22 protein-coding genes are annotated in these 25,428 nt (G+C 65.8%); 15 read left to right on the top strand and 7 right to left on the bottom strand.

Going from position 1 to position 25,428, the window contains the following annotated elements; all coding sequences use genetic code 11:
- Window positions 1-240: 240 nt before the first annotated feature.
- Window positions 241-4,248: a phosphoribosylformylglycinamidine synthase gene (gene purL / locus BIO17B3_RS00655; protein ID WP_156052594.1), complete on the bottom strand. Its 4,008-nt coding sequence runs from the start codon at window positions 4,246-4,248 to the stop codon at window positions 241-243.
- On the opposite strand from purL, the gene map reads away from it, so the two are divergent.
- The 8 genes from map to mdoH all read left to right on the top strand — a co-directional run bounded on the left by map (window position 4,191) and on the right by mdoH (window position 14,253).
- Window positions 4,191-5,186, top strand: a complete 996-nt coding sequence (gene map / locus BIO17B3_RS00660; protein WP_255421394.1) for a type I methionyl aminopeptidase — start codon at window positions 4,191-4,193, stop codon at window positions 5,184-5,186. The two genes, purL and map, sit on opposite strands and share 58 nt — an antisense overlap.
- A 46-nt stretch (window positions 5,187-5,232) precedes the next feature.
- Window positions 5,233-7,845: a [protein-PII] uridylyltransferase gene (locus BIO17B3_RS00665; protein WP_156052596.1), complete on the top strand. Its 2,613-nt coding sequence runs from the start codon at window positions 5,233-5,235 to the stop codon at window positions 7,843-7,845.
- Between the two features lie 19 nt (window positions 7,846-7,864).
- Complete coding sequence (locus BIO17B3_RS00670) at window positions 7,865-8,179, top strand: nucleotide pyrophosphohydrolase (RefSeq protein ID WP_013105833.1); 315 nt, start codon at window positions 7,865-7,867, stop codon at window positions 8,177-8,179.
- A gap of 16 nt (window positions 8,180-8,195) precedes the next feature.
- On the top strand, window positions 8,196-8,558 hold the full coding sequence (locus BIO17B3_RS00675; protein WP_197737892.1) for a hypothetical protein: 363 nt from the start codon (window positions 8,196-8,198) through the stop codon (window positions 8,556-8,558).
- Window positions 8,559-8,652: 94 nt separating this feature from the next.
- Window positions 8,653-9,681, top strand: coding sequence for a type I secretion system protein TolC (locus BIO17B3_RS00680; protein WP_232054139.1), 1,029 nt, complete (start codon window positions 8,653-8,655; stop codon window positions 9,679-9,681).
- Window positions 9,674-10,909, top strand: coding sequence for an efflux RND transporter periplasmic adaptor subunit (locus BIO17B3_RS00685; RefSeq protein WP_156052597.1), 1,236 nt, complete (start codon window positions 9,674-9,676; stop codon window positions 10,907-10,909). The genes BIO17B3_RS00680 and BIO17B3_RS00685 overlap by 8 nt, the downstream gene beginning before the upstream one ends.
- Window positions 10,906-12,435: a glucan biosynthesis protein D gene (locus tag BIO17B3_RS00690; RefSeq protein ID WP_156052598.1), complete on the top strand. Its 1,530-nt coding sequence runs from the start codon at window positions 10,906-10,908 to the stop codon at window positions 12,433-12,435. Before BIO17B3_RS00685 ends, BIO17B3_RS00690 begins: the two co-directional genes overlap by 4 nt.
- Window positions 12,436-12,456: 21 nt before the next feature.
- Complete coding sequence (mdoH, locus tag BIO17B3_RS00695; RefSeq protein ID WP_156052599.1) at window positions 12,457-14,253, top strand: glucans biosynthesis glucosyltransferase MdoH; 1,797 nt, start codon at window positions 12,457-12,459, stop codon at window positions 14,251-14,253.
- 47 nt (window positions 14,254-14,300) lie between these two features.
- On the opposite strand, the gene BIO17B3_RS00700 is transcribed toward mdoH, so the two are convergent.
- The 3 genes from BIO17B3_RS00700 to BIO17B3_RS00710 all read right to left on the bottom strand — a co-directional run bounded on the left by BIO17B3_RS00700 (window position 14,301) and on the right by BIO17B3_RS00710 (window position 17,391).
- The gene (locus BIO17B3_RS00700) at window positions 14,301-15,914 is read right to left on the bottom strand and encodes a glucan biosynthesis protein (RefSeq protein ID WP_156052600.1); all 1,614 of its coding nucleotides are present in this window, start codon (window positions 15,912-15,914) and stop codon (window positions 14,301-14,303) included.
- 66 nt (window positions 15,915-15,980) lie between these two features.
- Window positions 15,981-16,301, bottom strand: a complete 321-nt coding sequence (locus BIO17B3_RS00705) for a hypothetical protein (protein WP_156052601.1) — start codon at window positions 16,299-16,301, stop codon at window positions 15,981-15,983.
- 73 nt (window positions 16,302-16,374) lie between these two features.
- Window positions 16,375-17,391, bottom strand: coding sequence for a trans-aconitate 2-methyltransferase (locus BIO17B3_RS00710; protein WP_156052602.1), 1,017 nt, complete (start codon window positions 17,389-17,391; stop codon window positions 16,375-16,377).
- A gap of 177 nt (window positions 17,392-17,568) precedes the next feature.
- Between BIO17B3_RS00710 and BIO17B3_RS00715 the strand changes: the two genes are divergently transcribed.
- From BIO17B3_RS00715 to BIO17B3_RS00745, 7 genes are all read left to right on the top strand, one after another.
- Entirely contained in the window at window positions 17,569-17,763 is a 195-nt protein-coding gene (locus BIO17B3_RS00715) for a DUF2892 domain-containing protein (protein WP_013105826.1), read from the top strand.
- Window positions 17,764-17,808: 45 nt separating this feature from the next.
- Entirely contained in the window at window positions 17,809-17,985 is a 177-nt protein-coding gene (locus tag BIO17B3_RS00720; protein ID WP_156052603.1) for a hypothetical protein, read from the top strand.
- Window positions 17,982-18,941, top strand: coding sequence for an LOG family protein (locus tag BIO17B3_RS00725; protein ID WP_156052604.1), 960 nt, complete (start codon window positions 17,982-17,984; stop codon window positions 18,939-18,941). The genes BIO17B3_RS00720 and BIO17B3_RS00725 overlap by 4 nt, the downstream gene beginning before the upstream one ends.
- A 2-nt stretch (window positions 18,942-18,943) precedes the next feature.
- Complete coding sequence (locus BIO17B3_RS00730; RefSeq protein ID WP_156052605.1) at window positions 18,944-20,326, top strand: MBL fold metallo-hydrolase RNA specificity domain-containing protein; 1,383 nt, start codon at window positions 18,944-18,946, stop codon at window positions 20,324-20,326.
- A gap of 325 nt (window positions 20,327-20,651) precedes the next feature.
- On the top strand, window positions 20,652-21,194 hold the full coding sequence (locus BIO17B3_RS00735) for a septation protein A (protein WP_013123089.1): 543 nt from the start codon (window positions 20,652-20,654) through the stop codon (window positions 21,192-21,194).
- Window positions 21,194-21,490 carry a BolA family transcriptional regulator gene (locus BIO17B3_RS00740; RefSeq protein ID WP_156052606.1) on the top strand — a complete coding sequence of 99 codons (297 nt, stop codon included), beginning with the start codon at window positions 21,194-21,196 and terminating at the stop codon, window positions 21,488-21,490. The genes BIO17B3_RS00735 and BIO17B3_RS00740 overlap by 1 nt, the downstream gene beginning before the upstream one ends.
- 52 nt (window positions 21,491-21,542) lie before the next feature.
- On the top strand, window positions 21,543-22,331 hold the full coding sequence (locus BIO17B3_RS00745) for a peptidylprolyl isomerase (protein ID WP_013105822.1): 789 nt from the start codon (window positions 21,543-21,545) through the stop codon (window positions 22,329-22,331).
- Between the two features lie 69 nt (window positions 22,332-22,400).
- Here the strand turns inward: BIO17B3_RS00745 and BIO17B3_RS00750 are convergent, their stop codons facing one another.
- Genes BIO17B3_RS00750 through BIO17B3_RS00760 form a run of 3 tightly spaced genes read right to left on the bottom strand, consistent with a single transcriptional unit; the run spans window position 22,401 to window position 25,422 of the window.
- A complete protein-coding gene (locus tag BIO17B3_RS00750; protein WP_156052607.1) occupies window positions 22,401-23,651 on the bottom strand; it encodes an NAD-binding protein in 1,251 nt (416 codons plus the stop codon).
- 44 nt (window positions 23,652-23,695) lie between these two features.
- A complete protein-coding gene (locus tag BIO17B3_RS00755; RefSeq protein ID WP_156052608.1) occupies window positions 23,696-24,457 on the bottom strand; it encodes an ABC transporter ATP-binding protein in 762 nt (253 codons plus the stop codon).
- Window positions 24,454-25,422, bottom strand: coding sequence for an iron ABC transporter permease (locus BIO17B3_RS00760; protein WP_232054140.1), 969 nt, complete (start codon window positions 25,420-25,422; stop codon window positions 24,454-24,456). Before BIO17B3_RS00760 ends, BIO17B3_RS00755 begins: the two co-directional genes overlap by 4 nt.
- Window positions 25,423-25,428: the final 6 nt, after the last annotated feature.

Consider the following 25,428-nt stretch of genomic DNA (forward strand, 5'->3'; position numbering starts at 1 on the left):
CCCGCCGCCGGGCCGCCCCAAGGCGGGGTGCGCCCCCTCGAGGGGCAGCGACCGCGCAGCGGGGGCGTGGGGGCCACCCACCCCGCCGCCGGGCCGCCCCAAGGCGGGGTGCGCCCCCTCGGGGGGCTGCGACCGCGCAGCGGGGGCGTGGGGGCCACCCACCCCGCCGCCGGGCCGCCCCAAGGCGGGGTGCGCCCCCTCGGGGGGCTGCGACCGCGCAGCGGGAGCGTGGGGGCCACTTCACTCACACCAGACCCGCGCATTGCGGAACATGCGCATCCACGGGCTGTCTTCGCCCTGGTCTTCGGCGGTCCAGCTCATCTGCACGCTGCGGAACACCCGCTCCGGGTGCGGCATCAGCGCGGTGAAGCGGCCATCGGGCGTGGTCACGGCGGTGATGCCCTCGGGGCTGCCGTTGGGGTTGTAGGGATAACGCTCCGTGGGTTGGCCCTGATGATCGACAAAGCGCATGGCCACTTGCAGCAGCTTCGCGTCGCCCTGCTGCGAAAAATCGGCCCGCCCTTCGCCATGCGCCACGGCGATGGGCGCGCGGCTGCCAGCCATGCCCTGAAAAAAGAGGGACGGCGACTCGGCGACTTCCACCAGCGACAACCGCGCCTCGAACTGCTCCGAGCGGTTGCGGGTGAAGCGCGGCCAGGCGCGGGCGCCAGGAATCATGGGGGCGAGCGCAGCCAGCATCTGGCAGCCGTTGCACACGCCCAGCGCGAAGGTATCGGTACGGCCGAAAAAGCGTGCGAATTGATCGGCGAGCTCGGGGTTGAACAGAATGGAACGCGCCCAGCCCTCGCCCGCGCCGAGCACGTCGCCGTAGCTGAACCCGCCGCAGGCGACAAAGCCGCGGAAATCGCCCAGCCGGGCGCGGCCTGCCATCAGGTCGCTCATGTGCACGTCCACCGCGTCGAACCCAGCGCGGTGCATGGCGTAGGCCATTTCCACCTGCGAGTTGACGCCCTGCTCGCGCAGGATGGCGACCTGCGGCCGCGCCCCGCTAGCGATGAAAGGCGCTGCGATGTCTTGCTGGGCGTCGAAAGTCAGGTGCAGGTGCAGCCCTGGATCGGCGGCGTCGGCCAGTGCGTCGTGCTCGGCCTGGGCGCACTCGGGGTTGTCGCGCAACATCGCCACGCGCCACGACACGCTGTCCCACACCTGCTGCAGTTGGGTGCGAGGTGCGGTGTAGATGCGCTGCGTATCGCGCCAGATCTCGATGACGTCGCCGTCGTTGACCGTGCCGATGGCGTGGCTGTGCGCCGACAGGCCATGCTGCCGCAGGGTCTGCAACACGGCGTCGCGCTGCGTTGCCGGCACTTGCAGCAGCACGCCGGGCTCTTCGTTGAACAGCGCGCGCAAGGTTTGAATGTGACGGCGCGGGCCGACCTGTTTGGCCCAGTCTTTGGCGTCGCCCCAGTCGTCGGCTTCGCTGCCTTCGAGCGTGAGCACGTCCACATTCAGGCTGAGGCCGCAATGCCCGGCGAAGGCCATTTCGCAAGCAGCCGCCCAAAGGCCGCCATCGGATCGGTCGTGATAGGCCCAGACTAGGCCAGCGGTGCGCAATTCAGCCAGCGCCGCGGCAAACGATTTCAGCAAGTCCGGGCTGTTGAGATCGGGGGTGATGTCGCCGATCTGCCCGAGCGTCTGCGCCAGGATGCTCGCGCCCATGCGCCTTTTGCCCTGGCCCAGATCGACCAGAATCAGGCTGCTCGGCGCATCGGTGCGCAGTTGCGGCGTAAGCGTGCCGCGCACGTCGGGCAGCGTGGCGAAGGCAGAGACCACCAGCGAGACCGGCGAAGTCACGCTCTTGGCCTGACCCGCTTCTTCCCAGCGCGTATGCATCGACAGCGAATCCTTGCCCACGGGCACCGAAATACCCAGAGCGGGACAGAGTTCCATGCCGATGGCGTGCACGGTGTCGTAAAGCGCGGCGTCCTGCCCAGGCTGGCCGCAGGCGGCCATCCAGTTACACGACAGCTTGATGTCGGCCAGACGTTGCACCGGGGCGGCCAGCAGGTTGAGCACCGCCTCGCTCACCGCCAGCCGACCCGACGCGGCGGGGTTGAGCACCGCAACGGGCGCGCGCTCGGCCACGCTCATCGCCTCGCCCCGAAAACCGGCGTAGTCGGCGAGCGTGACGGCACAGTCGGCCACCGGCACCTGCCACGGGCCGACCATGGGATCGCGGTGGCTCATGCCGCCTACCGTGCGGTCGCCAATGGTGATGAGAAAGCGCTTGCTCGCCACCGTGGGGTGGCGCAGCACCGCTTCGCAGGCCTGCGCCAGATCGACCTCAGCCAGATCGAGCGCCTCGCCTTGCGGCAACTGCCGCTGCGCCTGACGATGCACGCGCGGCGGCTTGCCAAGCAGCACGTCCAGCGGCAGATCGACCGGACGGGCCAGATCGGGCTGGTCGGCGTGCAGGCTGTCATTCACGATCAACGTTTGCTCTTGCGTGGCGACGCCCACCACCGCAAAGGGGCAGCGCTCGCGGGCGCACAGCGCGGCGAAAGCCTCTTGCTGATCAGGAGCAATGGCCAAAACATAGCGCTCCTGGCTTTCGTTACTCCATATTTCTCTTGGACTTAGGCCAGACTCTTCAAGTGGAACATCGCGCAACTGGAACACCGCGCCACGGCCCGCGCCCTCCACCAACTCAGGAAAGGCGTTGGACAGTCCGCCAGCGCCCACATCGTGAATCGACAGAATGGGATTGGCCTCGCCCAGCGCGCAGCAGGCGTTGATGACTTCTTGCGCCCGGCGCTGAATTTCCGGGTTGCCGCGCTGCACCGAATCGAAATCGAGATGGGTGGCATTGCTGCCAGTCGCCAGACTCGACGCTGCACCGCCGCCCAAGCCGATGCGCATGCCCGGCCCGCCAAGCTGGATCAGCAGCGTGCCTGCGGGAAATGCCTTTTTGTGCGTCAGGCGGGCATCGATGGAGCCCAAGCCACCGGCGAGCATGATGGGTTTGTGATAACCCCAGACCTTGCCGTCCACCGGCTGTTCGAACACGCGGAAGTAACCGGCCAGATTGGGACGGCCGAACTCGTTGTTGAACGCCGCGCCGCCCAGCGGCCCGTCGAACATGATCTGCAGCGGGCTGGCGGTATGGCCGGGCTTGCCGACTGTCTCTGTGGCCGCCTCCCACGGTTCGCCAGCGCCCGGCAGCCGCAGATTGGAGACCGAGAATCCGGTCAGCCCCGCCTTGGGGCGCGAGCCACGGCCGGTGGCGCCCTCGTCGCGAATCTCTCCGCCGGCTCCGGTGGCCGCACCGGGAAACGGCGAAATGGCGGTGGGGTGATTGTGTGTTTCCACCTTCATCAGCACATGTTTGAGTGCTTCTTGTGCGCCATAGCGGTGCGTGACGGGATCGGGCTGCCAGGCCTGCACCGTGCCGCCTTCCATCACCGAGGCGTTGTCGGAGTAGGCCACTACCGTGCCCTGCGGCGACACAGCGTGGGTGTTGCGGATCATCTGGAACAGGGTGTGCGGCTGATCGACGCCATCGATGGTGAAGCGGGCATTGAAAATTTTGTGGCGGCAATGTTCGCTGTTGGCTTGGGCGAACATCATCAGCTCGACATCGGTGGGGTTGCGGCCGAGCTTGCGGTAGGCGTCGAGCAGATAGTCGATCTCGTCATCCGACAGCGCCAGTCCCTGCTCCACATTGGCGCGGGCGAGCGCCGCGCGGCCGGCGTCAAGCGTGCCGGAGAGCACGTCCACGTGCTGCAGCGGCTGGGGGGGCAGTTCGGAAAAAAGACGCTCCAGCTCGCTGCGCTGCAGCGCCACGGTTTCGGTCATGCGGTCGTGCACCAGGGCGGCGAGCTGAAGCAGTTCGGCCTCGGTCAGCGGTTTGGCGGCGCGCAGCAGCCCGCTCTCCGCCTCAAGGCGGTATTGCACCGTGCGTTCCACCCGGTGCACTTCGGCGCCGCACAAGCGAGCGATGTCGGTGGCCTTGGAAGCCCAGGGCGAAAGGGTGCCCAGGCGCGGCATGACATACAGGCTCTGACCCTGCGTGGGACCGGCGTAAGGGTCGCCATAGCGCAGCAGGCCTTCGAGTTTGTCGTGAAGCGCGGGAGTCGGGGCGGCGTCGAGCGCCACCGCATGCACATAGCGGGCATGGATACGGCGCACGCGATCGGCGATCTCCGGCGCGGTCTGGCGCAGGCGGGCCTGCAATGCGTCCTGGCGAAAGGCGGACAAGGCGCTGGCGCCTTCAAAGAAAAGGATGTGCATGCGGGAAGCCTGAACGGGCTGGGCGGGGTGGGGGATGGCGGTCAGCGGCAGATTATAGAAATCGCCATGACGCGCACAGGCGGCTCACGAACACATGTCAGGAGTGTGATAATTGCGCCATGAGCATCACCATCAAAACCCCTGAAGAAATCGAGAAAATGCGCGTGGCCGGGCGACTGGCCTCCGAATTGCTCGATTACCTGACCCCGCATGTGCAGCCTGGCGTCACCACCAAGGCGATCGACAAGCTGGCGTATGACTACATCACCCAGGTGCAGCAGGCCATTCCGGCCCCGCTGAATTACGCGCCGCCGGGCTACACGCCCTACCCCGCGTCGATCTGCACCTCGGTCAACAACGTCATCTGCCACGGCATTCCGAATGACAAACCGCTGAAGAGCGGCGATGTGATCAACATCGACGTCACCGTGATCAAGGACGGGTTCCACGGCGACAGCAGCCGCATGTTCAGCATCGGCACCGTGCCCAAGCATGTGCAGCGGCTGGTGGACATCACCTTCGAGGCCATGTGGCATGGCATCGCGCTGGTCAAACCGGGTGCGCGGCTGGGCGATATCGGCCACGTCATCCAGACCTTCGCCGAGAGCGCGGGCTATAGCATCGTGCGCGAATTCTGCGGCCATGGCATCGGCCGCAACTTCCACGAAGACCCGCAAGTACTGCACTACGGCAAGGTGGGCACGGGAGAAGTGCTGCGCGAAGGCATGACCTTCACCATCGAGCCCATGATCAACGCCGGGCGGCGCGACATCCGCGAAATGGCCGACGGCTGGACCATCGTCACCAAAGACCGCTCGCTGTCTGCACAGTGGGAGCACACGGTGCTGGTCACCCCCACCGGCTTTGAAGTGCTGACCACTTCGGCCGGTTGCCAGCCCGCGCCCGCCTTCGTTCGCCAGCCTGCCCTAGCCGCTTGAGCGGCGCTGCGCTGGCCGTCATCGTGACTTCGCGCACGTCAGGCCCATGACCGCATCTGCCGCCTCCCATCCGGCTGAGGTTGCGCTGAGCGATATTCGCCTGAGCTGGAAACAGGGACGTGCCGCGCTGCTCGACCATTTCGGGCAGCACCCGCAGCAGGTCACGCCGCTGCTGCACGGACTCACCCGCCTTGCCGATCAGACGCTGCAGACCCTGTGGACGACAAGCGGCATGCCGCCCGATGCGGCGCTGATCGCCGTAGGCGGCTATGGACGCGGCGAGCTGTTTCCGTTCTCCGACATCGATCTGCTTCTGCTGCTTGAGCAGACCCAGGGCAGCAACGCCGCCATCGATGCGGCCGCCTCAGGTTTCATCACCGCCTGCTGGGATATCGGCCTGGAAATCGGTCCGAGCGTGCGCACCATCGAGGCCTGCATCGACGAAGCCGACAAGGACATCACGGTGCAGACGGCCCTGCTGGAATCGCGCTTTCTGTGCGGCAACCGCGCCTTGGCTGATTCGCTGAACCGCGCGTTTTTCGCTCATCTCGATGCACGCGCCTTCTTTCAGGCCAAGATGCGCGAGCAGCAGCAGCGCCATCTCAAATTCGAGGACACCCCCTACGCGCTCGAGCCCAATTGCAAGGAAAGCCCCGGCGGTTTGCGCGATCTGCAGGTCGTGCTCTGGGTGGCGCAGGCCAGCGGTCTGGGGCGCAGCTGGAAGGAATTGGCGGCGCATGGAATCATCCATGTCAATACCGTGCGCCAGATTCAGCGCAACGAGACCGTGATCAAACGCATCCGCGCGCACCTGCATGTGCTGGCTGGACGGCGCGAAGACCGTCTGGTGTTCGACCAGCAATCGGCCGTTGCCAAGGTGCTCGGCTTTGCGCCCACGCCGACCAAGCGGGCTGGCGAACGTCTGATGCAGCGCTACTACTGGGCGGCGAAAGCCGTCGAGCAGATCAACCAGATCGTGCTGCTCGATATCGAGGGGCGGCTCTGGCCGCAGTCGGTGGCCGTGGCGCAGCCCGTCGTCGGGCTCAAGGACGTGGAGGACGGGCGCTATGTGCTGCGCGACGGCATGATCGAGCCCGCCGATCTCCAGCTTTTCGAACAAGAGCCTTGGACGCTGCTGGAGATTTTTGCGGTGTTCCAGCGCGCGCCCGGCGCTCGGGGGCTTTCGCCCGCTGCACTACGCGCCATCTACCTGGCGCGCCACCGGATGGACAGCGCCTTCCGCCACGATCCGCGCAGCCGGGAGCAGTTCGTGCGCATCCTGCAAGCGCCGCAAGGCATCGTTCACGCCCTGCGGCTGATGAACCGCACCAGCGTGCTCGGGCGCTACCTGTGGGCGTTTCGCCGTATCGTAGGGCAGATGCAGCACGACCTGTTTCACGTCTACACCGTCGATCAGCACATTCTGATGGTCGTGCGCAATGTGCGGCGTTTTTTTATGCCCGAACATGCCCACGAATATCCGCTGTGCTCGGAGCTGGCGGCACACTTCGATCCGCCGTGGGTGCTCATCCTCGCGGCACTGTTCCACGACATCGCCAAGGGCCGCGGCGGCGATCACTCCGAGCTGGGCGCCGTCGAAACCCGCAAGTTCTGCAAGGCGCACGGCATCAGCGCCGAACACACCGAGCTGGCCGTGTTCCTCGTGCGCGAACACCTGCAGATGTCGCGCGTGGCGCAGAAAGAAGACTTGAGCGACCCCGAGGTCATCGCCGCCTTCGCCCGGCGCGTGGGCGATGAGCGTCACCTCGTCGCCCTATACCTGCTGACCGTGGCCGACATTCGCGGTACCAGCCCGAAAGTTTGGAACGCCTGGAAAGGCAAGCTGCTCGAAAACCTCTACCGCGCCACCCTGCGCGCACTCGGCGGCCAGACGCCGCAACCCGAGGCCGAACTGCAACTGCGTCAGCGCGAGGCGCAGCGCATTCTTAACCTTTACGCGCTGCCCCAGGGCGCACAAAAGCCGCTCTGGGAGACCTTGGACATGGGCTATTTCCTGCGCAACGATCCGCAAGACATTGCCTGGCACACCCGCAAGCTCTACGCCCGCGTGGCTAGCCGGTCGCCCGTGATCAGCGCGCGACTGGCCCCCGAAGGCGAGGGGCTGGAAGTGCTGGTGTACGCGCCCGACCAACCCGATCTGTTCGCGCGCATCTGCGGCTACTTCGATCATCAGAACTTCAACATTCTCGACGCCAAGATCCACACCGCCAACAACGGCTGGGCGCTCGACAGCTTCGTCGTGGTGTCACCCCACACCAAAGTGCACGACCGGGCGATGACCGGCGTGATCGAAACCTCGCTGCTCGCCGAACTGGGCCGCGCCGCGCCACTGCCGCCCCCGCATCACGGGCGACTGTCGCGGCGGGTGCGCAACTTCCCCGTTAGCCCCCGCGTCGGTCTGCGCCCCGATGAGCGCGGGCAGCGCTGGATTCTCAACGTGACCGCGCACGACCGGGCTGGGCTGCTGTTCGGCATTGCGCAGGTGCTGGCCAAACACCACATCGACCTGCAACTGGCCAAGATCACCACCCTCGGCGAGCGGGTGGAAGATACGTTTCTGGTTTCCGGCCCCGGTCTGGGTGACGCCCGGATTCAGAACACACTCGAAAACGAACTACTGCAGGCGATTACGGATTAGCGTCAGAGGAGCACACCGCTTGGACATTCCCGCCCTGCAAGCCCGCTTGCGACAGTTTTCCGCCGACCGCAATTGGGCGCCCTATCAAACGCCGAAAAACCTGGCGATGGCAATGATCGTCGAGGCTGGCGAACTGGTGGAAATCTTCCAGTGGATGACGCCCGAGCAATCGCAGCAGGCCGGACAAGACCCTGAAATTCAACAGCACCTCGCCGACGAAATCGCCGACGTGCTGATCTATCTCGTGCAGATCGCCGATCACACCGGTGTGGATCTGCAACAGGCGGTGGAACAGAAAATCGGCAAAAACGCCCTGAAATATCCAGCAAGCTGAGCGCTGCGCACTTCCAGTGGGTCGTGATCATCATGCTGGTGTGTTTGCACAGCAGGCTGGTGGCGATGCGCCCGGCCTTGCCTTGGGCCTGGTATGGGTCGCCGTGATCGACCCGCACAGCGCCCGACGGACAGCAAAGCACGACTTGGCGCACGGCTCCCGCGGCAATCTGTTGGTGCGTGGCAGCGACAAAGCGGTCGCCGCCAGTTTCAAGGCAGTTGCATTACTGCTCAATCCCGTTTCGGACAAGATTCTGAGGGCTTTCAATCAGGTCGGCGGCTTCGACGAAGTCTGGTTCGACTCCGCCAGAGGCGACTTTGTGCTCGCGGCGGTAGGTACACTGATGCCCTACCGTGAGCGCGTTCCGGTTGGCACATGAAAGCGTCGTCGGCGCGGGTGCAGACCGCGACACTTCGTACCATTCCCCCATCACGGCATCGATTTTTGCCTCCTGTTTCGGATTCCGACGTCCCTTGTTCAGAACATTCCAAGCCCTTTGGATCGGGTTACTCGTGCTGTGCACGTTGGGCGGTTGCGCCTCGCTGCAAAGCCCCGCCGGTGCACAGATATCCGAAGCCGCAGTGAGCGCCGACTCGGCTCCGAGTATGCCGTGGTGGACAGAGGTCGACGACCCCTTGCTGGCTCGGCTGATCGACCATGGGCTGGCGGCGGACCCGCTCCTGGTCCGCGAAGCCCGCGTCCTGGCCGACCTACAGGCGCGCTCGCAGCAGTGGCGCTTCCGCCTCGCCCGCTGGGTCGGCCGCATGCTGCAGCAGATGCCCGATTCCCCCGAAGTGCAGGCCGTACGGCTGGCCGACGCGCGCCAGCGCAAAGCCGCGCGCATCGCGCGCGGCTACGTCGAGGTGCGCCGCCTGCAATGGAACCTCGCCTTGCGCCAGGCGTTCCAGGATCGGTTCCACGACGATGCCGATTTCGCGCGCTGGCGCTACGAGGCCGGGCTGGTCTCGGGGGTTGACAGCGGACTGGCGGCGTCGCTGATCGGCACCAATGCGAGCGCGCTTGCCGACACGCGCGCTCGCCTGGCCGCGGCCGAAGCGACGCTGGCGCGGCGTGCGGCGGTCGCGCCATGGCAACTGGGATTGTGGATCGCCGACGGCGCTCAAGTGCCTTGGCTCGACGCCGACGGCGCGGCCGCGGCGGCATGCGACGATGCGCAAGCGGCTGGCCTGCGCGCCGCGCTGGCCGAGGCGCGGGCGCGCGAAGCCGCACTGCCCGAGCTCGAGCGCGACGCTGAGCGCACCGCGGACGATGCGCGCGCTGCCTACCGTCTGGGAACCGGCGATTTCGCCACTCTGTACGTGGCGCAAACCGCGCAACTGTCGGTGCGCGAGGCGCGCATCGACACCCGGGCGCGGCTGGCGCGCGCGGCGATCGATCTGTGGACCGACGTCGGTCTGCGCAGGAACCAGGCCAGGCTGCGCGAGCCGACGCTCAGCTCGGTCGGAGACATGCCGTTGGCAGCCGGAGCCTGCCGTGACTGAGCCGAACGACGCCTCGCAGGTCGATGTGCTGCTCGACGCGCGCCCACGCAGTCGCGCGCGGCGCTGGATCAGCATCACGCTGCTGCTGCTGGCGCTGGGGGTGGCGGGCAGCTTGCTGCTGCGTTTTCTCGAGGGCAATACGACCCCGTACTACATGGCGCCGATCATTCGCGGCGACCTGCGTCCGCAGCTGTCCATCAAAGGCCGGGCCTACCTGGTCGGCGAAATTACGGTGCGCGCGCCGCGAGATGCCTTGATCACCGCAGTACCGGTGGCTCCGGGCGACACGGTGGCGCCCGGCCAGGCGCTGGCCGTGGTGGATACCAGCGCTTTTGCACAGGCTATCGATGCCGACCGCCTAGCGCTGGCCGCCGCGCGCGACCAACTGGCGCGTGCCTTCGTAGAGTCCAGGCTGGCCGATGCTCGGATCGCGCGGTACGACAAGGTGTGGCGCGAGTCGGCCCACCGCGTGCCCTCGCTGGACGAGATGGACACCGCGCGCGCGGCGGTGCGCAGCGCGGCACTCGCGGTGCGGCGGGATCGTGTGTTGCTCGCTGCGGCCCAGCGCCGCCTCGACGACGACATGGCCAATCTGCAGACCACGCTGCCGCGCGCTCCCATCGCCGGGGTGGTGGTCCGGCCGCTGGTGGCGCCGGGCAGTCAGGTCCGGGCCGGACAGCCGCTGCTCGAACTGGCACCGCTGGACGCCCCCGCGCGCGTAATCGTGCCGCTGCCCCCTGGTATCGGGACGCTGCCCGCGGGGCAGTCGGCACAGGTGGTCATCTCCGACACCGATGGCGCAGAGCGCGCTGCCACTTTGCTGCGTACCACCACCGACCCGGCGGGTGTGCGCCAGGCCGAGTTCGCGCTGGCGCCCGATCCGCGCATTCCGCCGGCCGCCGCGGCCATGCTCAAAATGACCCTGCCGGTTCGCCACCATGTGCTGCTGGCGCCGAACACGGCGCTGTCCTTCGCCCCCCATTGCTCGACGCAACCCGAACTCGAACGCAGCAGCCTCTGCCTGCTCGATCGCGACGGCACGGCGCGCAGCGTGTCCATCATCGCCGGTCCCAGCGACGGCCATCGCACGCAGATCCTCGGCGGGCCGGTGCGTCCGGGACAACTGGCGATCATTGGCTGGCGCGCGGCGCCGGGCGCGTCAGGCCCGAAACCCGGTCTTCCGATCCGTGACCCAGCCATCGCGCCATCGACCCCCACGGCACCATGACCCCCTCCGCTCCCAAGTTCACCCGCCGCCAGGCCGGCGGCGCGCTTGCTTCGCTGGCCGCCGGGCTGCTGCAACCCGGCATGGCCTTCGCCGCAGGCGGCGGCCGCTGGGGCCCGCCGCGGCCGTTTTCCTGGGATCTGCTGGTCGAGCGCGCGCGCCGACTCGCGGGCCGTCCCTACGTGGCGCCCCGCCCGTCGGCGCACGCGGCATTGGACTCCGACGCCTTCGTGCGCCTGGCCTACGGCGCCGCCGAAGCGGTGACGGGCACGGTGCGCCTGTTCCCGCCGCGCCGCGGCGTGGCGCCGCTGGCCGTATCGATCCATGTCGTCGACCACGGCGTGGCCAGGAGACTGATCGACACGCACGGGCTGTTCGGCGGCGGACAGACCGCCGATCCGGCTGGCTGGCGCGTGCTGGCGCCCGACGCGCGCACCGACTGGATGGCTTTTCTCGGGGCCTCGTACTTTCGCTGCTCGGGGACATCCAACCGCTACGGCCTCTCGGCACGGGCCATCTCGGTGGACACCGGCCTGCCGGGGCCGGAGGAGTTCCCAGTATTCACCGACTTCTGGATCGAGCAGCCGTCGGACGACCACGTGATCACCCACGCCCTACTCGACGGCCCTTCGCTGGCCGGGGCCTACGCCATCGACACCTGGCGTCACGAGGGCGTGGACGTGGTGCAGGACGTGCGTTGTGCACTCTTCCTGCGACGCGATGTGCAGCGCCTGGGCATCGCCCCGCAGACCAGCATGTTCCTCTACGACCAGACGCGCGCCGACGGCATGCCCCACCCCCATCCGATCGGCGATTGGCACCCGCAGGTGCACGACTCGGGGGGCCTGGCCATCCGCACCGGAGCCGGCGAGCGCATCTGGCGCCCGCTCCACAACCCGGCTCAGGCGCGCGTGAACGCCTTCCGCGCCGATCACCCGGGCGGCTTCGGCCTCATGCAGCGCGATCGCGATTTCACCAACTACGAGGACGACGAATTGTTCTACGAACTGCGGCCTTCGCTGTGGGTGCAGCCCCAGGGCGACTGGGGCACGGGCAGCGTGATGCTCTACGAGATGGCGTCGATCTCGGAGACTGTGGACAACATCGGCGCATTCTGGGTTGCCGACGAACCGGCGCGTGCCGGACAGCGCCGCGACGTGGCGTACCGGTTGACGTGGACGTCCGCCGATCCCAGCACCGACGCCAACGCTCACTGCTGCAATCTGTTGATCGGGCCGGCCGGTCCGGCCGACACCCCGCCCGATCCGTCCACGCGCAAGTACGTGTTCGACTTCCGAGGCGATGTGCTGGCCGGGCTGGATGATGCCAGCGGCGTGCAGGCGCTGACCAACCTGCCGGCTTCCGCGGTCATGGGCCTGCGCGCCCATCGCCTGTACGGCCGCAAAAACTCCTGGCGCGTCGTGCTGGACCTGCGCCTGACGGGGCTGGCGCAAAAGGAGTTCCGCTTGTTCCTGCGCCGCGGGACGCAGGCGCTCAGTGAGACCGTCGTGGTCACGCTCGAGGATTGAGTCACCGCGCACGCATACGCCATGTCCGCTAATCACGCGATAAACCCCGCGCCCCCGATGCTGCCTCCCGAGGCCGCGCTCGACATGCCTATCCAGCGCCTGGACGGCCCGCCTCCGGGGGCGATTGAGGTGAAGACCCAGCCGCACGGCCTGCTTATCAAGCGCCTGCTGCTCATCGCGCTGACGGCCGTGCTCGCGCTGGCGGCGTCCACGCAACTGCGCATGGTGCTCGCGCGCGAGCAGGTCAACGCGCTCGACATCGTGCTGCTGGTGATGTTCGTGCCGCTGTTCGGGTGGATCTCCTTCGGTTTCGTGAATTCGGCCATCGGCTTCTACAAGCTGATCAGCGGGGATCATCCGGGCTTCACGCCGGTGCCCAGCCCGGCGCAGCCGCTGCGCCATCGCGTCGCGGTACTGATGCCGATCTATAACGAGGATGTCGACTCCACCTTCGGCCGCGTGCGCACCATGGCGTGCTCCATCGCTGCGGCAGGTGGAGCCGCCTGGATCGACTTTTTCGTGCTGAGCGACTCGAGCGAGGACAACGGCGAGCGCGAGCAGGCGGCGTGGCTCGCGTTGGCGCGCGAGGCCCCCATCGCGGTGTACTACCGCCGACGCGAGCACAACACCGCGCGCAAGCCGGGCAACATCGCCGATTGGGTGCGCCGGTTCGGCGCCGCCTACGAGTGCATGCTGGTGCTCGACGCCGACAGCCTGATGAGCGGTGACGCCATCGTGGGCATGGCGTCGATCATGGAGGAGCGGCCGTCGATCGGGTTGCTGCAGACGGTGCCGATGATCACCAACGCGCACACCCTGTTCCAGCGCTGGATGCAGTTCGCCAGCGAAGCCTACGGCCCCATCGCCACAGCGGGCCTGCTGTGGTGGTCGGGCTCGGAAGCCAATTTCTGGGGCCACAACGCGATCGTGCGCACGCGCGCGTTCGCGCAGAGCTGCGGCCTGCCCGAGTTGCCGGGCAAGCATCCGTTAGGCGGCCATATTCAGAGCCACGACATGTTCGAGTCGGCTCTGCTGCGCCGACGTGGCTGGGCGGTTCACATGGTGATGATCGACGGCAGTTACGAGGAATTCCCGCCGTCGATCATCGACTACGCCAAGCGCGACAGGCGCTGGATGCAGGGTAATCTTCAACACCTGCGGCTGCTCGGCACCTCGGGGCTGCACTGGGCCAGTCGGCTGCACCTGCTGCTCGGCGCCTCGGCCTACCTGACCTCGCCGGGTTGGCTGTTGCTGCTGCTGACCAGCGCCTTGCAGGTGATCTTTTCCCGCGAGGCCACGCTGATGGGGATCTCGACTTCCTGGGTGCTGTGGCTCACGCTGCTGCTGCTGTTCGGCCCCAAGCTAATGGGACTGACCTGGATGCTGTCGTCCGCCGCCCGCAGACGCAGCTTCGGCGGCGCTGCGCGCATCGTGCGATCCGTGGCGCTGGATATTCCCCTGGCGATGCTGATGGCGCCGGTGATCATGATGACCCAGACCAAGAGCTTGCTGGCAATGGCGTTGGGAATTCCCTCCGGCTGGTCGGCCCAGGTGCGCGAGGCTCGCCGCATCCCAGTGCTGTCGACCCTTGCCGACCTGCGCGAGCACCTCGTGCTCGGCCTGGCCTTCGCCGCGCTAGCCTGGTTCGACCCGGTGGTCGGCCTGTGGTTCTCGCCGATCACGCTCGGGCTGCTCAGTTCGCCCTGGCTGATCAGCTGGACCTCCAGCGAGCGCCTGGGAAGCCTGGCCCATGCCTTGGGCTTTTTCTGGGTGCCAGCTCCGCAACTGGGGGAAGAGACGCCGGAGCCGGATTCCTGAGCGCCCCCAGACCAGCCGCTGCGCGTCAGGCCCCCGAGGCGCCATGGTCAGGTCTGGACGTAACTGCGCTGCACGGCGAGCGGCGGCGGCGTGTATTGGTAGATCCAGGTTTCGGTGAGCGCCTGGCCGTCGAGCTGCAGGAACAGCCTGAGGTTGATTGGCTCTACGGCTTCACCGGGTACCAGGTCGAACATCGCGCGCCAGCCCTTGAGGGGCAGCAACGGGCGGGCCGACACGAGTTGTACCTGGCCCTGCGAGGTGCTGACCACGGCGCGGACTTTGTCGCTGGCGACCAGCATCGGCAGATCGCCGCCGACGAAATCGATCACGAAGCGCCAGGAGAACTCACTGCGCTTCTGACCGACGATTCCGCCGATGCCGTCGCGGGTCGCTTGGACGTGTCCGAGTCGGGATGCGAAGGGATTCTCGCGGCACCAGTACAGGCGGTAGCCGTAGCTGTAGTCGCGGCCGGGAACGATTTCCTCGGCCGGATTCCAGAACGCCACGATGTTGTCCATCGTCTCATCGATGGTGGGGATTTCCACCAGCATGACCGCGCCCTTGCCCCAGGCACCCTTCGGGGCGACCCAGCAACTCGGCCGCCGGTCGTACCAGACCCCGTCGTCCTGGTAGTCGGCGAAGTTATGGTCGCGCTGCATCAGGCCGAAACCGCGCGGATTGTCGTCGAGGTAGGAATTGACCTGGAGATGCGCCGGGTTGGTGAGCGGCCGCCAGATCCACTCACCGACGCCGGTGTGCATCTGCAGGCCGTCCGAGTCGTGGATCTGCGGGCGCCAGTCGTCGGCCACCCGGTGGTCGTTTTCCCCGACCAGATACATGCTGGTGCCCGGCGCGATGCCCAGCCGCTCGATCCGACGGCGCGGGTAGAGCGTGAAGTCCACGTCCATCACCAGGGTGCTCGCCACATCGATGATGAAACGATAAGCGCCGGTGACGCTCGGGGAGTCGAGCAGGGCATACACGGTGAGCAGCGTCGATTCGGGTGCGGGCTTCTGCAGGTAGAAGGCGACGAAGTCGGGGAATTCCTCCGGCCGGGCCATGCCAGTGTCGATCGCCAGTCCACGCTGTGACATGCCGTACTGGCCGCTGGCGTCGACGGCGCGGAAGTAGGAGGCGCCCTGGAACACCGCCCGGTCGTCCGTCCAGTTGGTGTGAAACAGCACGTTGAATCCGGAAAAGCCTAATTGCTTCGGAATCTCACCCGGCTTCAGTCCCGAGCGGCTGTAGTCGAACAGTGTCGGATCGAACAGGATCTGGCGCGCGGTATTGCGCTCCACGGCGTACATGCGCACCGAGCGCTTCATGGTGTAGCCGAGGTGATCGAAGCGGATGCGAAAGAAGAGATCGTCCTCACACCACAGCGTCCGCTCGGGACGGTAGCTGATCGACTGCCACTGGTCCCAGGAGAGCTTCTGCACCGCAGCCGGCAGCGGCGCGACCGGTTCGCTGTAGGCGGTGAGCGACTTCGCTTGCGCCAGCCCCTTCAGCCAGTCGAAGGAGAACTGCTGCGGCTCTCCGAAGTGGGCGATGCCGCGCGCCGGCGCCGGTGGCGGCCGATTTTCTTGCTTGAATTCCATTGGCCAGGGCGCCAGCGCGGCGAAATTCGCCGCACTGCCGCGCAGAAAATCGCGTCGATGCATCAATGTGTCCTCAGTTCTTGCGCCAGGGGATCGGCCTGCGCCATCGGTGCGCAGCGATGGCGCCCTTCAGGGGCGGGGTCTGCAGTACGGCGAGCTTGCTGGCGGATCGGTCTCTTCCGGGGTCAGCAGCAACCGAAGCCGCCGCAGCCAGTGCGCCGGGGCGATGCGACTTGTGAACATGGTAAGCGGCGCCGAGAATGCCACACCGCGGATCACCGGCAACAGCCAGCCGATGTCGTGCGGGGCAAACTCTAGGATCAGCGCCCCCACATCAGCCCGATCAGCGCAGGCCAGGCGTGCCGGCGTGCCGGCGTGCCGGCTGACGCACAAAACCGCCGCGCCGACGTCCTCATCTCGGACGAAGCGGGCATTGGCCGCGGCCCGCACCAACCGTTCAACTTGAGAGCCCTCGCGGCTGGGCCGGCGAGCAAAGGATCAACGCCGCAGGTTCGCTACGGCTTTATCTCTGTGCGACGACCACGGCCTCGTTGCCCTGTGCGAAGAGGTGCACCTGCGACTGCAGACCCGCCTGGGCAAAAGCCGCCTGGATTTCTTCCGGCCGCAGAAAATGGTTGCCCTGCACATGTTCGCTGAGATTCTGGAACGCCAGCCCCTTACGGCTGGGTTCGCGCAAGGCGGTGCGGTCTGCCGGCCAGGCCGGTTCCCAGATCACCACATAACCGCCCGGCTTGAGATTGCCGCGCAGCCAGGTGAACAGCGTGTGGGTGTCTTTCTCCCATACATGATGCAGGGCGCGGTTCATCGCAATCAGGTCGGCAGGTTCTTCCAGCGTGAGCGCGTGGATGTCACCCTGGATAAAACGCAGCCTGTCGGCCAAGCCCTGCTGCCGCGCAATGTCTTCGGCTTGGGCGATGTTCTCCTGGAAACCGTCGATGCCCAACCCCCGCAGCTTGCCACAGCGCCGCGCCAGTGCGCGCAAATACCAGCCATTGCCGCAGCCCAGGTCGACGGCAAGACCTCCACGGGCGTCCACATCGGCGAAAGCGGGTACTGCCGGACAAATCGTTTGTTCGAACATCGAGGCGAAATTCGCCTCTAGCATCGGCCCGAACCAGGGCAACACGGTGTCGCGCTCAGCCAAAACCTGCTCGCCTGGGCGTTCCCCAGTGCGCATCAGCGCCGCCGCGCGCTCGGCCATGTGCGCCGACAGGACGGATTGCACGGCCATCGGCATAAGCGTGCCCGGCGCATCGGGGCGCATGGCTTCGCCTGTCGTCGTAAGACGGAAGACGTCGCCCTGTGCCTCCAGATAACCGAAGGCGTAGGCGGCGTCGCACCAGCGCAGCACATAGGCAGAATCGAGCCCGGCCGCATCGGCCAAGGTGGCGGCAGACGCCGTGCCCAGGCGATGCAGGGTGCTGAAGAGGCCGTTGACGACGCCGATGTAAGCGATGTTCAGGCTAAGCGCGGCCTGGGATTGCTGGCGAAATTGGGTTTTAAGGTCGTCTACAGTCATGGGAAAATGGGGAGTGATGAAAAAGTCGGGGCGCAATACCTGTCATGCCCTGCAGCATGCTTCAGTACGGATGCACAGCGTACGGATTTCCGATAAGCCCTGATGTATCAGGATGCTGCTAGAGTCAAAACCGTTCAACTTGGCCTATTCGTTCAATACATCCGGAGAAACACACTCATGTCAGTCAATGAAGGAACCTTGGATCGCGCTTTGCGCGTGATAGTGGGTCTGGTGCTTATCGCCCTGACGCTGACCCATGTGATTGGACTCTGGGGCTGGATTGGCGTTGTGCCTTTGGTCGCGGGGGCGGTGGGCATTTGTCCGCTCTACATGGTGCTCGGCATTCGCACCTGCCCGATGCGCAAGAAGTGATTTGCGGGGCTGCTTCGACCGGCTCCCCCCCGCGCAGCATCACAGTTGCGTCGCATCCTCGGTGAAGACCTGGCCCATGCCGAGGGTTTTGACCTGAAGTGTCTGGCGATGAAACAGGTGCGCGAGGAGATGGGGCTGAGCAACGTCATTCTGATGCTGCCCTTCGTGCGCCGCATCAAGCAGGCCGATGACAAACCCAGCGCCGAGGTGGCCCAGCGATGAGTGATTCAACCCGCATCCCGCAACCGCCCCATCGAACGAAGCGCACCCAACCGCTGCCTTGGGAACGTCCCAAACCGGTCGAAGAAGAGGCACAGGCGCAGGCCCGGCTGCGCGCCATCATGGAGCATCCGTCGTATGTCGAGGCCGACCGCGATGTGGCCTTTCTCCATACCGACGCGCACCGCGGCCTGCGATTGCAGCTCGACTATGAAAAAGCCGAGCAGGCGTTGCAGGCGCACGGCATCACTCGCACCATCGTGGTCTTCGGCAGCACGCGGCTGCGCGAGCCGCAGACGGCGCGAAGCGAGCTCGAACAAGCCCGGCGTCAGGCTGCCGAGCAACCGCACGACGCGGCCGTCGCCCGGGCGCTGCGTCTGGCCGAGCGCCGCATGGCGCTGTCGCGCTATTACCAAATCGGCTTCGAACTCGGCCAGATGATCGGCGCAGCGCGGATTCCAGGGCTCGCGGTGATGACCGGCGGCGGCCCTGGCGGCATGGAGGCAGCCAATCGCGGCGCGTTCGAGGCGGGGGCTGAAACCCTGGGTTTGAACATCTCCCTGCCGCGCGAGCAATACCCCAACCCCTACCTGACGCCGGGGCTGTGTTTTCAGTTCCATTACTTCGCGCTGCGCAAGCTGCACTTCATGCAGCGCGCCGCAGCCATCGTCGCGCTGCCGGGCGGCTTCGGCACGCTCGATGAACTGTTCGGCGCACTCACGCTGATCCAGACCCGCAAATCCGCTCCCATTCCCATCGTGCTGATCGGCGAGTCGTACTGGCGCGGCGTGTTCAACGTCGACTTTCTGCTCGAAGCCGGCAGCATCGACGAAGAAGATGCCCGGCTGTTCTGGTTTGCCGAAGACGCGCGGGAGGCCTGGGAGGGCATTTGCACCTGGCATGACCGCAACGGCTCGCCGCTGGAAGGCTCCGCAACCGAGTCACCACAAGGACAATAACCATGAAACTCTCCTTCCACGGCGCCGATCGCAATGTCACCGGCTCCTGCCATCTGCTGCATGCGCAGGGCATGCGAGTGCTCATCGACTGCGGCATGTTCCAGGGCAGCCATGAACTCGACGAGGAAAACGCCGAGGACTTCGGCTTCGACCCCAAGTCGATCGACCTGTTGCTGCTCACCCATGCGCACCTCGATCACTGCGGCCGCATTCCGCTGTTGGTCAAGCGCGGGTTTCGCGGCGAGATCATCACCACGGCGGCCACGCGTGAACTCACCCGTGTAGTGCTGCTCGACGCCGCCCATCTGCAGGAAGAGGAGGCCGAGCGCAACACGCGTCACGCCCACCGTCGCGGCGACGCCCAGGCACAGCCGCTCTACACCACGCTCGATGCGCTCAATGCCCTGGAGTTTTTCGGCCGCACCGCGGTCTATGGGCAGACGCTGGAACTCGCACCGGGCCTGAGCGCCACCTTTTTCGATGCCGGACACATTCTGGGCTCAGCCAGCATCCGCATTGAACAGACCGCATCGGGGGCGCACCGCTCGGTGATTTTTTCTGGCGACCTGGGCAATGGCGGCCACGCCGTGCTGCGCGACCCGCAACTGCCGCCCCGCGCCGACTCGGTGGTGATGGAGACGACCTACGGCGACCGTTTGCACAAACCCATCGAGCCCTCGATCGCCGAACTGTTCGCGGCCATCAGCGAGACCCTCAAGCGCGGGGGAAATGTCGTCATTCCGACATTTGCACTCGAGCGCGCGCAGGAGATTCTCTTTTACCTGCGCGAAGGCATCGAGGCGGGCAAACTGCCTCGCACCTTGCCGGTCTTTCTCGATTCCCCGATGGCGATTTCCGCCACCGAAATCTTCCGCCACCACCCCGAGTGCTACGGCAACGCCATTGACGCTTTGTTTCGCGCAGGCAGCGACCCGTTTTCCTTGCCGGGGCTGCGCTTCACCCGCGAAGCCGCCGATTCCATCGCCCTTAACCGTCTGGTGGGCGGCGCGGTCATCATGGCCGGCTCGGGCATGGCCACCGGCGGGCGGGTGCGGCATCACCTGCGTCACAACCTGGGGCGGCACGAGTCCAGTGTGGTGTTTGTCGGATACGCCGCGCGCGGCACGCTTGCGCGGCTGCTGATCGATGGCGCCAAGAAGGTCAAGCTGTTTGGTGAAGAGATTCCGGTGCACGCGCGGCTCTACACCATCAACGGCTTCTCGGCGCACGCCGATCAGCGCGAACTGCTCGCCTGGCAGCAAGCACTCAAACCCGAGCAGACCATCCTGGTTCACGGCGATCCGGACAGCATGGACGCGTTTGCCGCACGGCTCAAAAACACCCGGGTACAACGCCCGAAACAAGGCGATGTGATCGATCTCTGATCCCGCTTTACCACGAACTGGAAACTGCCATGCGCTCATCGCTGAACAAGACAGCCGCTTTGCCGCAGCGGGGGCCGAGATCGCCGCATCCGCCCGCAAACTACCGGTCCAGGCTGACATGGAGAACGCCTCATGACCCGGACCGCGGGCAACAATCCCGCTAAACAGATGATGGGGGCGGCCACCGCCAGGTGTAGGGGCGCAGGTAGGAGTACCTTCGGTAAGCCGATACCATCGACCAATTGCTATTCCGCTGGCGCCAGCAGCCCATTCAATCTTTGAGGCAACTTTCTGCGGCCCAAAAAATCTATTTTTTATTTTTCATATGCCTAAACTGATTTTTGATTTCTTCCCCATCATCCTGTTTTTCATCGTATTCAAGGTGGCTGGCATTTACGCCGCCACGGCGGTGACCATCGCCGCGACCTTTGCGCAAATCGGCTGGGTCTGGTTCAAGCACCGCAAGGTCGAGCCGATGCTGTGGATGAGCCTGGCCGTGGTCGTCGTCTTCGGCGGCGCGACCTTGCTGTTCCACAACGACACCTTCATCAAGTGGAAGCCCACCGTGCTGTACTGGCTGTTCGCCCTCATCCTCGCCGGGGCGCAACTGTTTCAGGGCAAGAATCTGATGCGCGCCCTTATGGGCAAGCAGATGCAACTCCCCGATCCGATCTGGAACCGCGTCAACTGGTCGTGGGTGGCTTTTTTCGCGCTGATGGGCGTGCTCAACATCGTGATCGCCTACAACTTCTCCACCAACCTCTGGGTGGACTTCAAGCTGTTCGGTAGTCTGGCGCTGACGCTGGTGTTCGTGCTCGGGCAGTCGCTGCTGCTGGCCAAGCATATGAAGCTGGACGAGAACGCTTGATGTCCGGGCCGATTTCCCGCCGAGATCGCATCGAGACCCTGTTGCAGCAGGCGCTCAAGCCCGAAACACTGCAGGTGACCGACGACTCCGCCGCTCATGCCGGGCATGGCGGATTCGATGCGCTGGGCAGTCATTTCCGCGTGCGCATCGTCAGCGCGCGGTTCGCTGGCGCCTCGCGTCTCGCGCGGCACCGCCTCGTGTATGATGCATTGGCTTCGATGATGCACCATGAGATTCATGCGTTGGTGCTCGATTGCCAGGCCCCCGGAGACCCTCCCGAGGTCAGCGCACACTGAAAACTTGACCGTGCGCCCTGGTCGTTTGTTCCCTCCCCTTCTGGATGACTTCATGTTGAAACTCTCACGCATTCTGGCCGTTGCCGCATTGAGCTGCGCGTTTGCCGCCCCCGTCTGGGCACAGAACATCGCCACTGTGAATGGCAAACCCATTCCGCAGTCCCTGGCCGACTCCGTCGCCAACAGCATGGCCAAGCAACAGGGCCAGGCCGTCACGCCCCAACTCAAAGAGATGGTGAAAAACGAGCTGATCAGCCGTGAAGTGATGGTGCAGGAAGCCGACAAGCTCGGCCTGGACAAAGAAACCGCAGTGCAAGACGAGATTCGCATCGCGCGTCAGAACATCCTCATCCGCGCGCTGTTTAACGCCTATCTGCAAAAGCATCCCATCACCGATGCCCAGATCAAGGCCGAATACGACAAATTCGTCAAGAGCTTCGGCTCCACCGAATACAAGGCGCAGCACATCCTGGTGCCGAGCGAAAAAGAAGCTCAGGACATCATCGCCCAGCTGAAAAAGGGCGCCAAGTTCTCCGAGCTGGCGAAGAAATACTCCAAGGACACCGGCAGCGCAGCCAATGGCGGCGATCTGGGTTGGTCCACCCCCAACAACTATGTGCCGCCGTTCGCCAAGGCGCTTGAAGCCCTCAAGCCCGGCCAGTACACCCAGACGCCGGTGCAGAGCCAGTTCGGCTGGCATGTGATCAAGCTCGACGCCACCCGCCCGGCCAAGGCCCCGACGCTCGATCAACTCAAGCCGCAAATCCAGGCCGAACTGCAGCGCCAGGAAGTCACCAAGTATCAGGACGAACTGCGCGCCAAAGCCAAGATTACCGAGTGATCCGGCTTCGGCACTGCAACAAAACGCCCGCATCTGCGGGCGTTTTTCATGGCTTGATCAGTTCATGCCTCAAGTCTCTGGAAACAACAGTTTGTGAACGGTGCTGTTGTCGATGGGCTCGTCGAACAGATCGCGCGCGAGCAACTGACTGCCGAGTAGCTGCGGGGCGAACAGCACGTCGGGTTGCACACGCCGGATTTTGTTGACGTGCCGCACGTCGTTGACCCCGGCGATGGTCTTCACGCCCGGGGCCAATTCCTTCACCGCGAGCACGGCGAAGGCGTTTTCGGCATCGTCGTCGCGCAGGGTGAGCACGGCCTTGGCCTTGGGCACACCGGCGAGTTCGAGCGTTTCGCTGCGCGTGGCGTCGGCGGTGATGACGTCGGCGGTTTCGGGAAACGGCGAGGGGTGGCCGCTGGGAGCGATGATGGTGACCGGCACGCCCCGGCTGCTCAGCTCCTTCCACATGGCATAAGCCAGGCTCGACGCGCCGATGATGACGTAATGGTTTTTGCGCTGTTCACGTTGCATTTTTCCCTCCAGAGTCCGTTTGAGACTGCCCCCGATCAGCGGCCCGATCACGACCGACAGCGTGGTGGCAAACACCGAAATGCCCACCACGATCATCGATACGGTGAACATTCGTGCCTGCACAGTGTGCGGCACGATGTCGCCATAGCCGACCGTGGACATGGTCTCGATGGTGTAATAAAACGCTGTGGGCAGGCTGCGAATCGGCGGCGTGTATCCCGCGCCGAACCACAGGCTGCCCAGCGTGCCGTAGATCAGCAAGCTGCCTACACCCAGCAGGGCAAACAGAGAGCTGGCGGCCAGGCTGCTGCGGGCAAAGCGGCTGGTGTAAAGCAGCAGCGCCAGCAGCAACAGGCCCGAGAGCGCAACGGTGGCGTTGATCCCACCATGAGCGGCCCACAGTGCCAGCCCGGCCGACAGGGCGCTGAGCAGCACCCCGAGCACCCAGGCCACCCGCGCCCGCAGCAGCAAGCCCGGCACCATGAGAATGAGCCCGATGCCGATGATCACATGCGGAAACGCGGCCAGATCGGCCAAACCGGAGATGCCGTCAGCACCCTGCGCCAGGATGTTGAGCACGGCCTGGCGCATCTGCACGAATTGCGGGCCGATTTGCACCACGCCTGTTGCCAGCGCCAGAAAGGCGATCAGCCACTGTGGTCCGTTTTGCCCCAGCTTGCTCAGCAACAGCCGCGTTGCCGTGCTCACCCTGGCCTTGAGCACACGCCAGCGGCTGGCCTTGGGGAGCGGGGGTTTGGGGGTATCCTGGGGCGAGGTCGTTGTTGCCATGGCGTAAGTATCGGCGATCCGCAGCTGCAGCCTTGAGTCGAGCGCTACAGGGCCACCCAGGCGCGGAGTCCGTTGGCGTCGCGCAACTGCGTCCAGCGGCAGTCGTACAGATGATGCAGCCGCTCGGCTTGCAGAGCAGCCTCGCAGGTGTCGAAGAACCAGCCTTGCGCCTGCTGCTGCAAGCCGAGGCCCAGCACATGGGTGGCACAACGCGCGACCCAGTTCACATCGTGCGCACAAAACACCACCACGCGGTCGCTCAGGTTGGACAGCACCGCACCCACGAGGGACTGATGCCCAGGATCTTGAAACGCCACCGGCTCGTCGAGCAACAACAGGGTTGCGCCTTGTACCAGCGCCTGCGCCAGGCTCACCCGTTGCCGCTCACCGGCGGACAGGTCGAGCACCGGGCGATCACGCAGCGCCCACGCATCCACTCGGCGCAGTGCCTCATGGGCGGAGGGTCCGTCTGGTTCCGGCTGCGAGAGTTCGAGCAGGGCGAGCGCCGACAGGTTGAAGCGGTCGCGCGGCTGGGCTGGCATGAGGGTGCGCAGCGCTGCCAGACGCTCCGGGCCCAGTTCAGACAAGGGCTGCCCGGCCAGCCGAACCGCGGCGCGCTCGCCATGCAAAGGAAGTAGCCCGGCCAGTTGACGCAGCAAGGTGGACTTGCCCGCGCCATTGCGACCAATCAGCCCCAGCCGCTGCCCCGGCTGCAGGCGAAACGACAGATTGCGGGCCAAGGCCGGCTGATGCGCTGCGGCCACGACATCGAGCGCATCGACCTGCAGCCAGGCGTCCGACTTCATCGCGCCCGCCGCAGCATGAGAATGAACACCGGCGCGCCAACCAGTGCCGTGACCGCACCGACCGGCAGCTCATAGGGCATGACAACCCCGCGAGCCAGCGTGTCGGCGGCCACAACCAGAGCCGCCCCGGCCAGGGGAGCGGCCCAGGCCTGATCGCGCATGCGCTGCAGACCGACCAGCCGCAAGGCCTGCGGCACGACCAGCCCGACAAACCCCACTGCCCCGGCTACCGCCACCGAAGCACCTGTGGCCAAAGCGGCCAAGAGCACGAGTTCCAACCGCGCCCGCGTCACTGGCTCGCCGAGCAGCCACGCGGCCTCGCTGCCGAGCAACAGCCGGTCATAGCGGCGCTGACGCCACAGCAGCCACACGGCGCCCAACACAGCCAGCCCGCACAGCCACAGGCCATGCGTGGCCCCCGAAAGATTACCCACCAGCCAGAACATCGCCCCGCGCAATTGTTGATCGGGCACCAGGGTCAGCAGCAGGGTGGACAGCGCCCCGGCCATTGCGGCCAGCATGGCGCCAATCAGAATGAGCTGGGCCGAGGCTTCGTCGTCGCGGCTCGCCATGATGCGCCGCCCCATGAGCAGCAGCGCAAGCAGCGCTGCGCCCGCCCCGATCACGCTGCCCAGCCACAAGGCCGCGCCCAGCAGCAGCGCCACGATGGCGCCCAAGCCGGCGCCGCCGGATGCCCCGAGCACATAAGGATCGGCCAGCGGATTGCGCAGCAGAATCTGCATGACCAGCCCCGCCTGCGCCAGCAACGCGCCCACCCCCATGCCGGCCAGCACCCGCGGCAGGCGCAACTGCCAGACGATGTCTGCATTCCAGCCACCCTCCCCGACCGACAGCGCCACCGCGACGACCGCGGCGAGCAGCAGCGGCAAGCCCCAACGCCACAGCGACAAACTGCGTGCACCGGGGCTTACTGAGCGTTCAAAGCGCATGGCGGATTTGTTCACGCCCTC

Source organism: Thiomonas sp. OC7 (assembly GCF_900634595.1).
Taxonomy (GTDB): domain Bacteria; phylum Pseudomonadota; class Gammaproteobacteria; order Burkholderiales; family Burkholderiaceae_C; genus Thiomonas; species Thiomonas arsenitoxydans.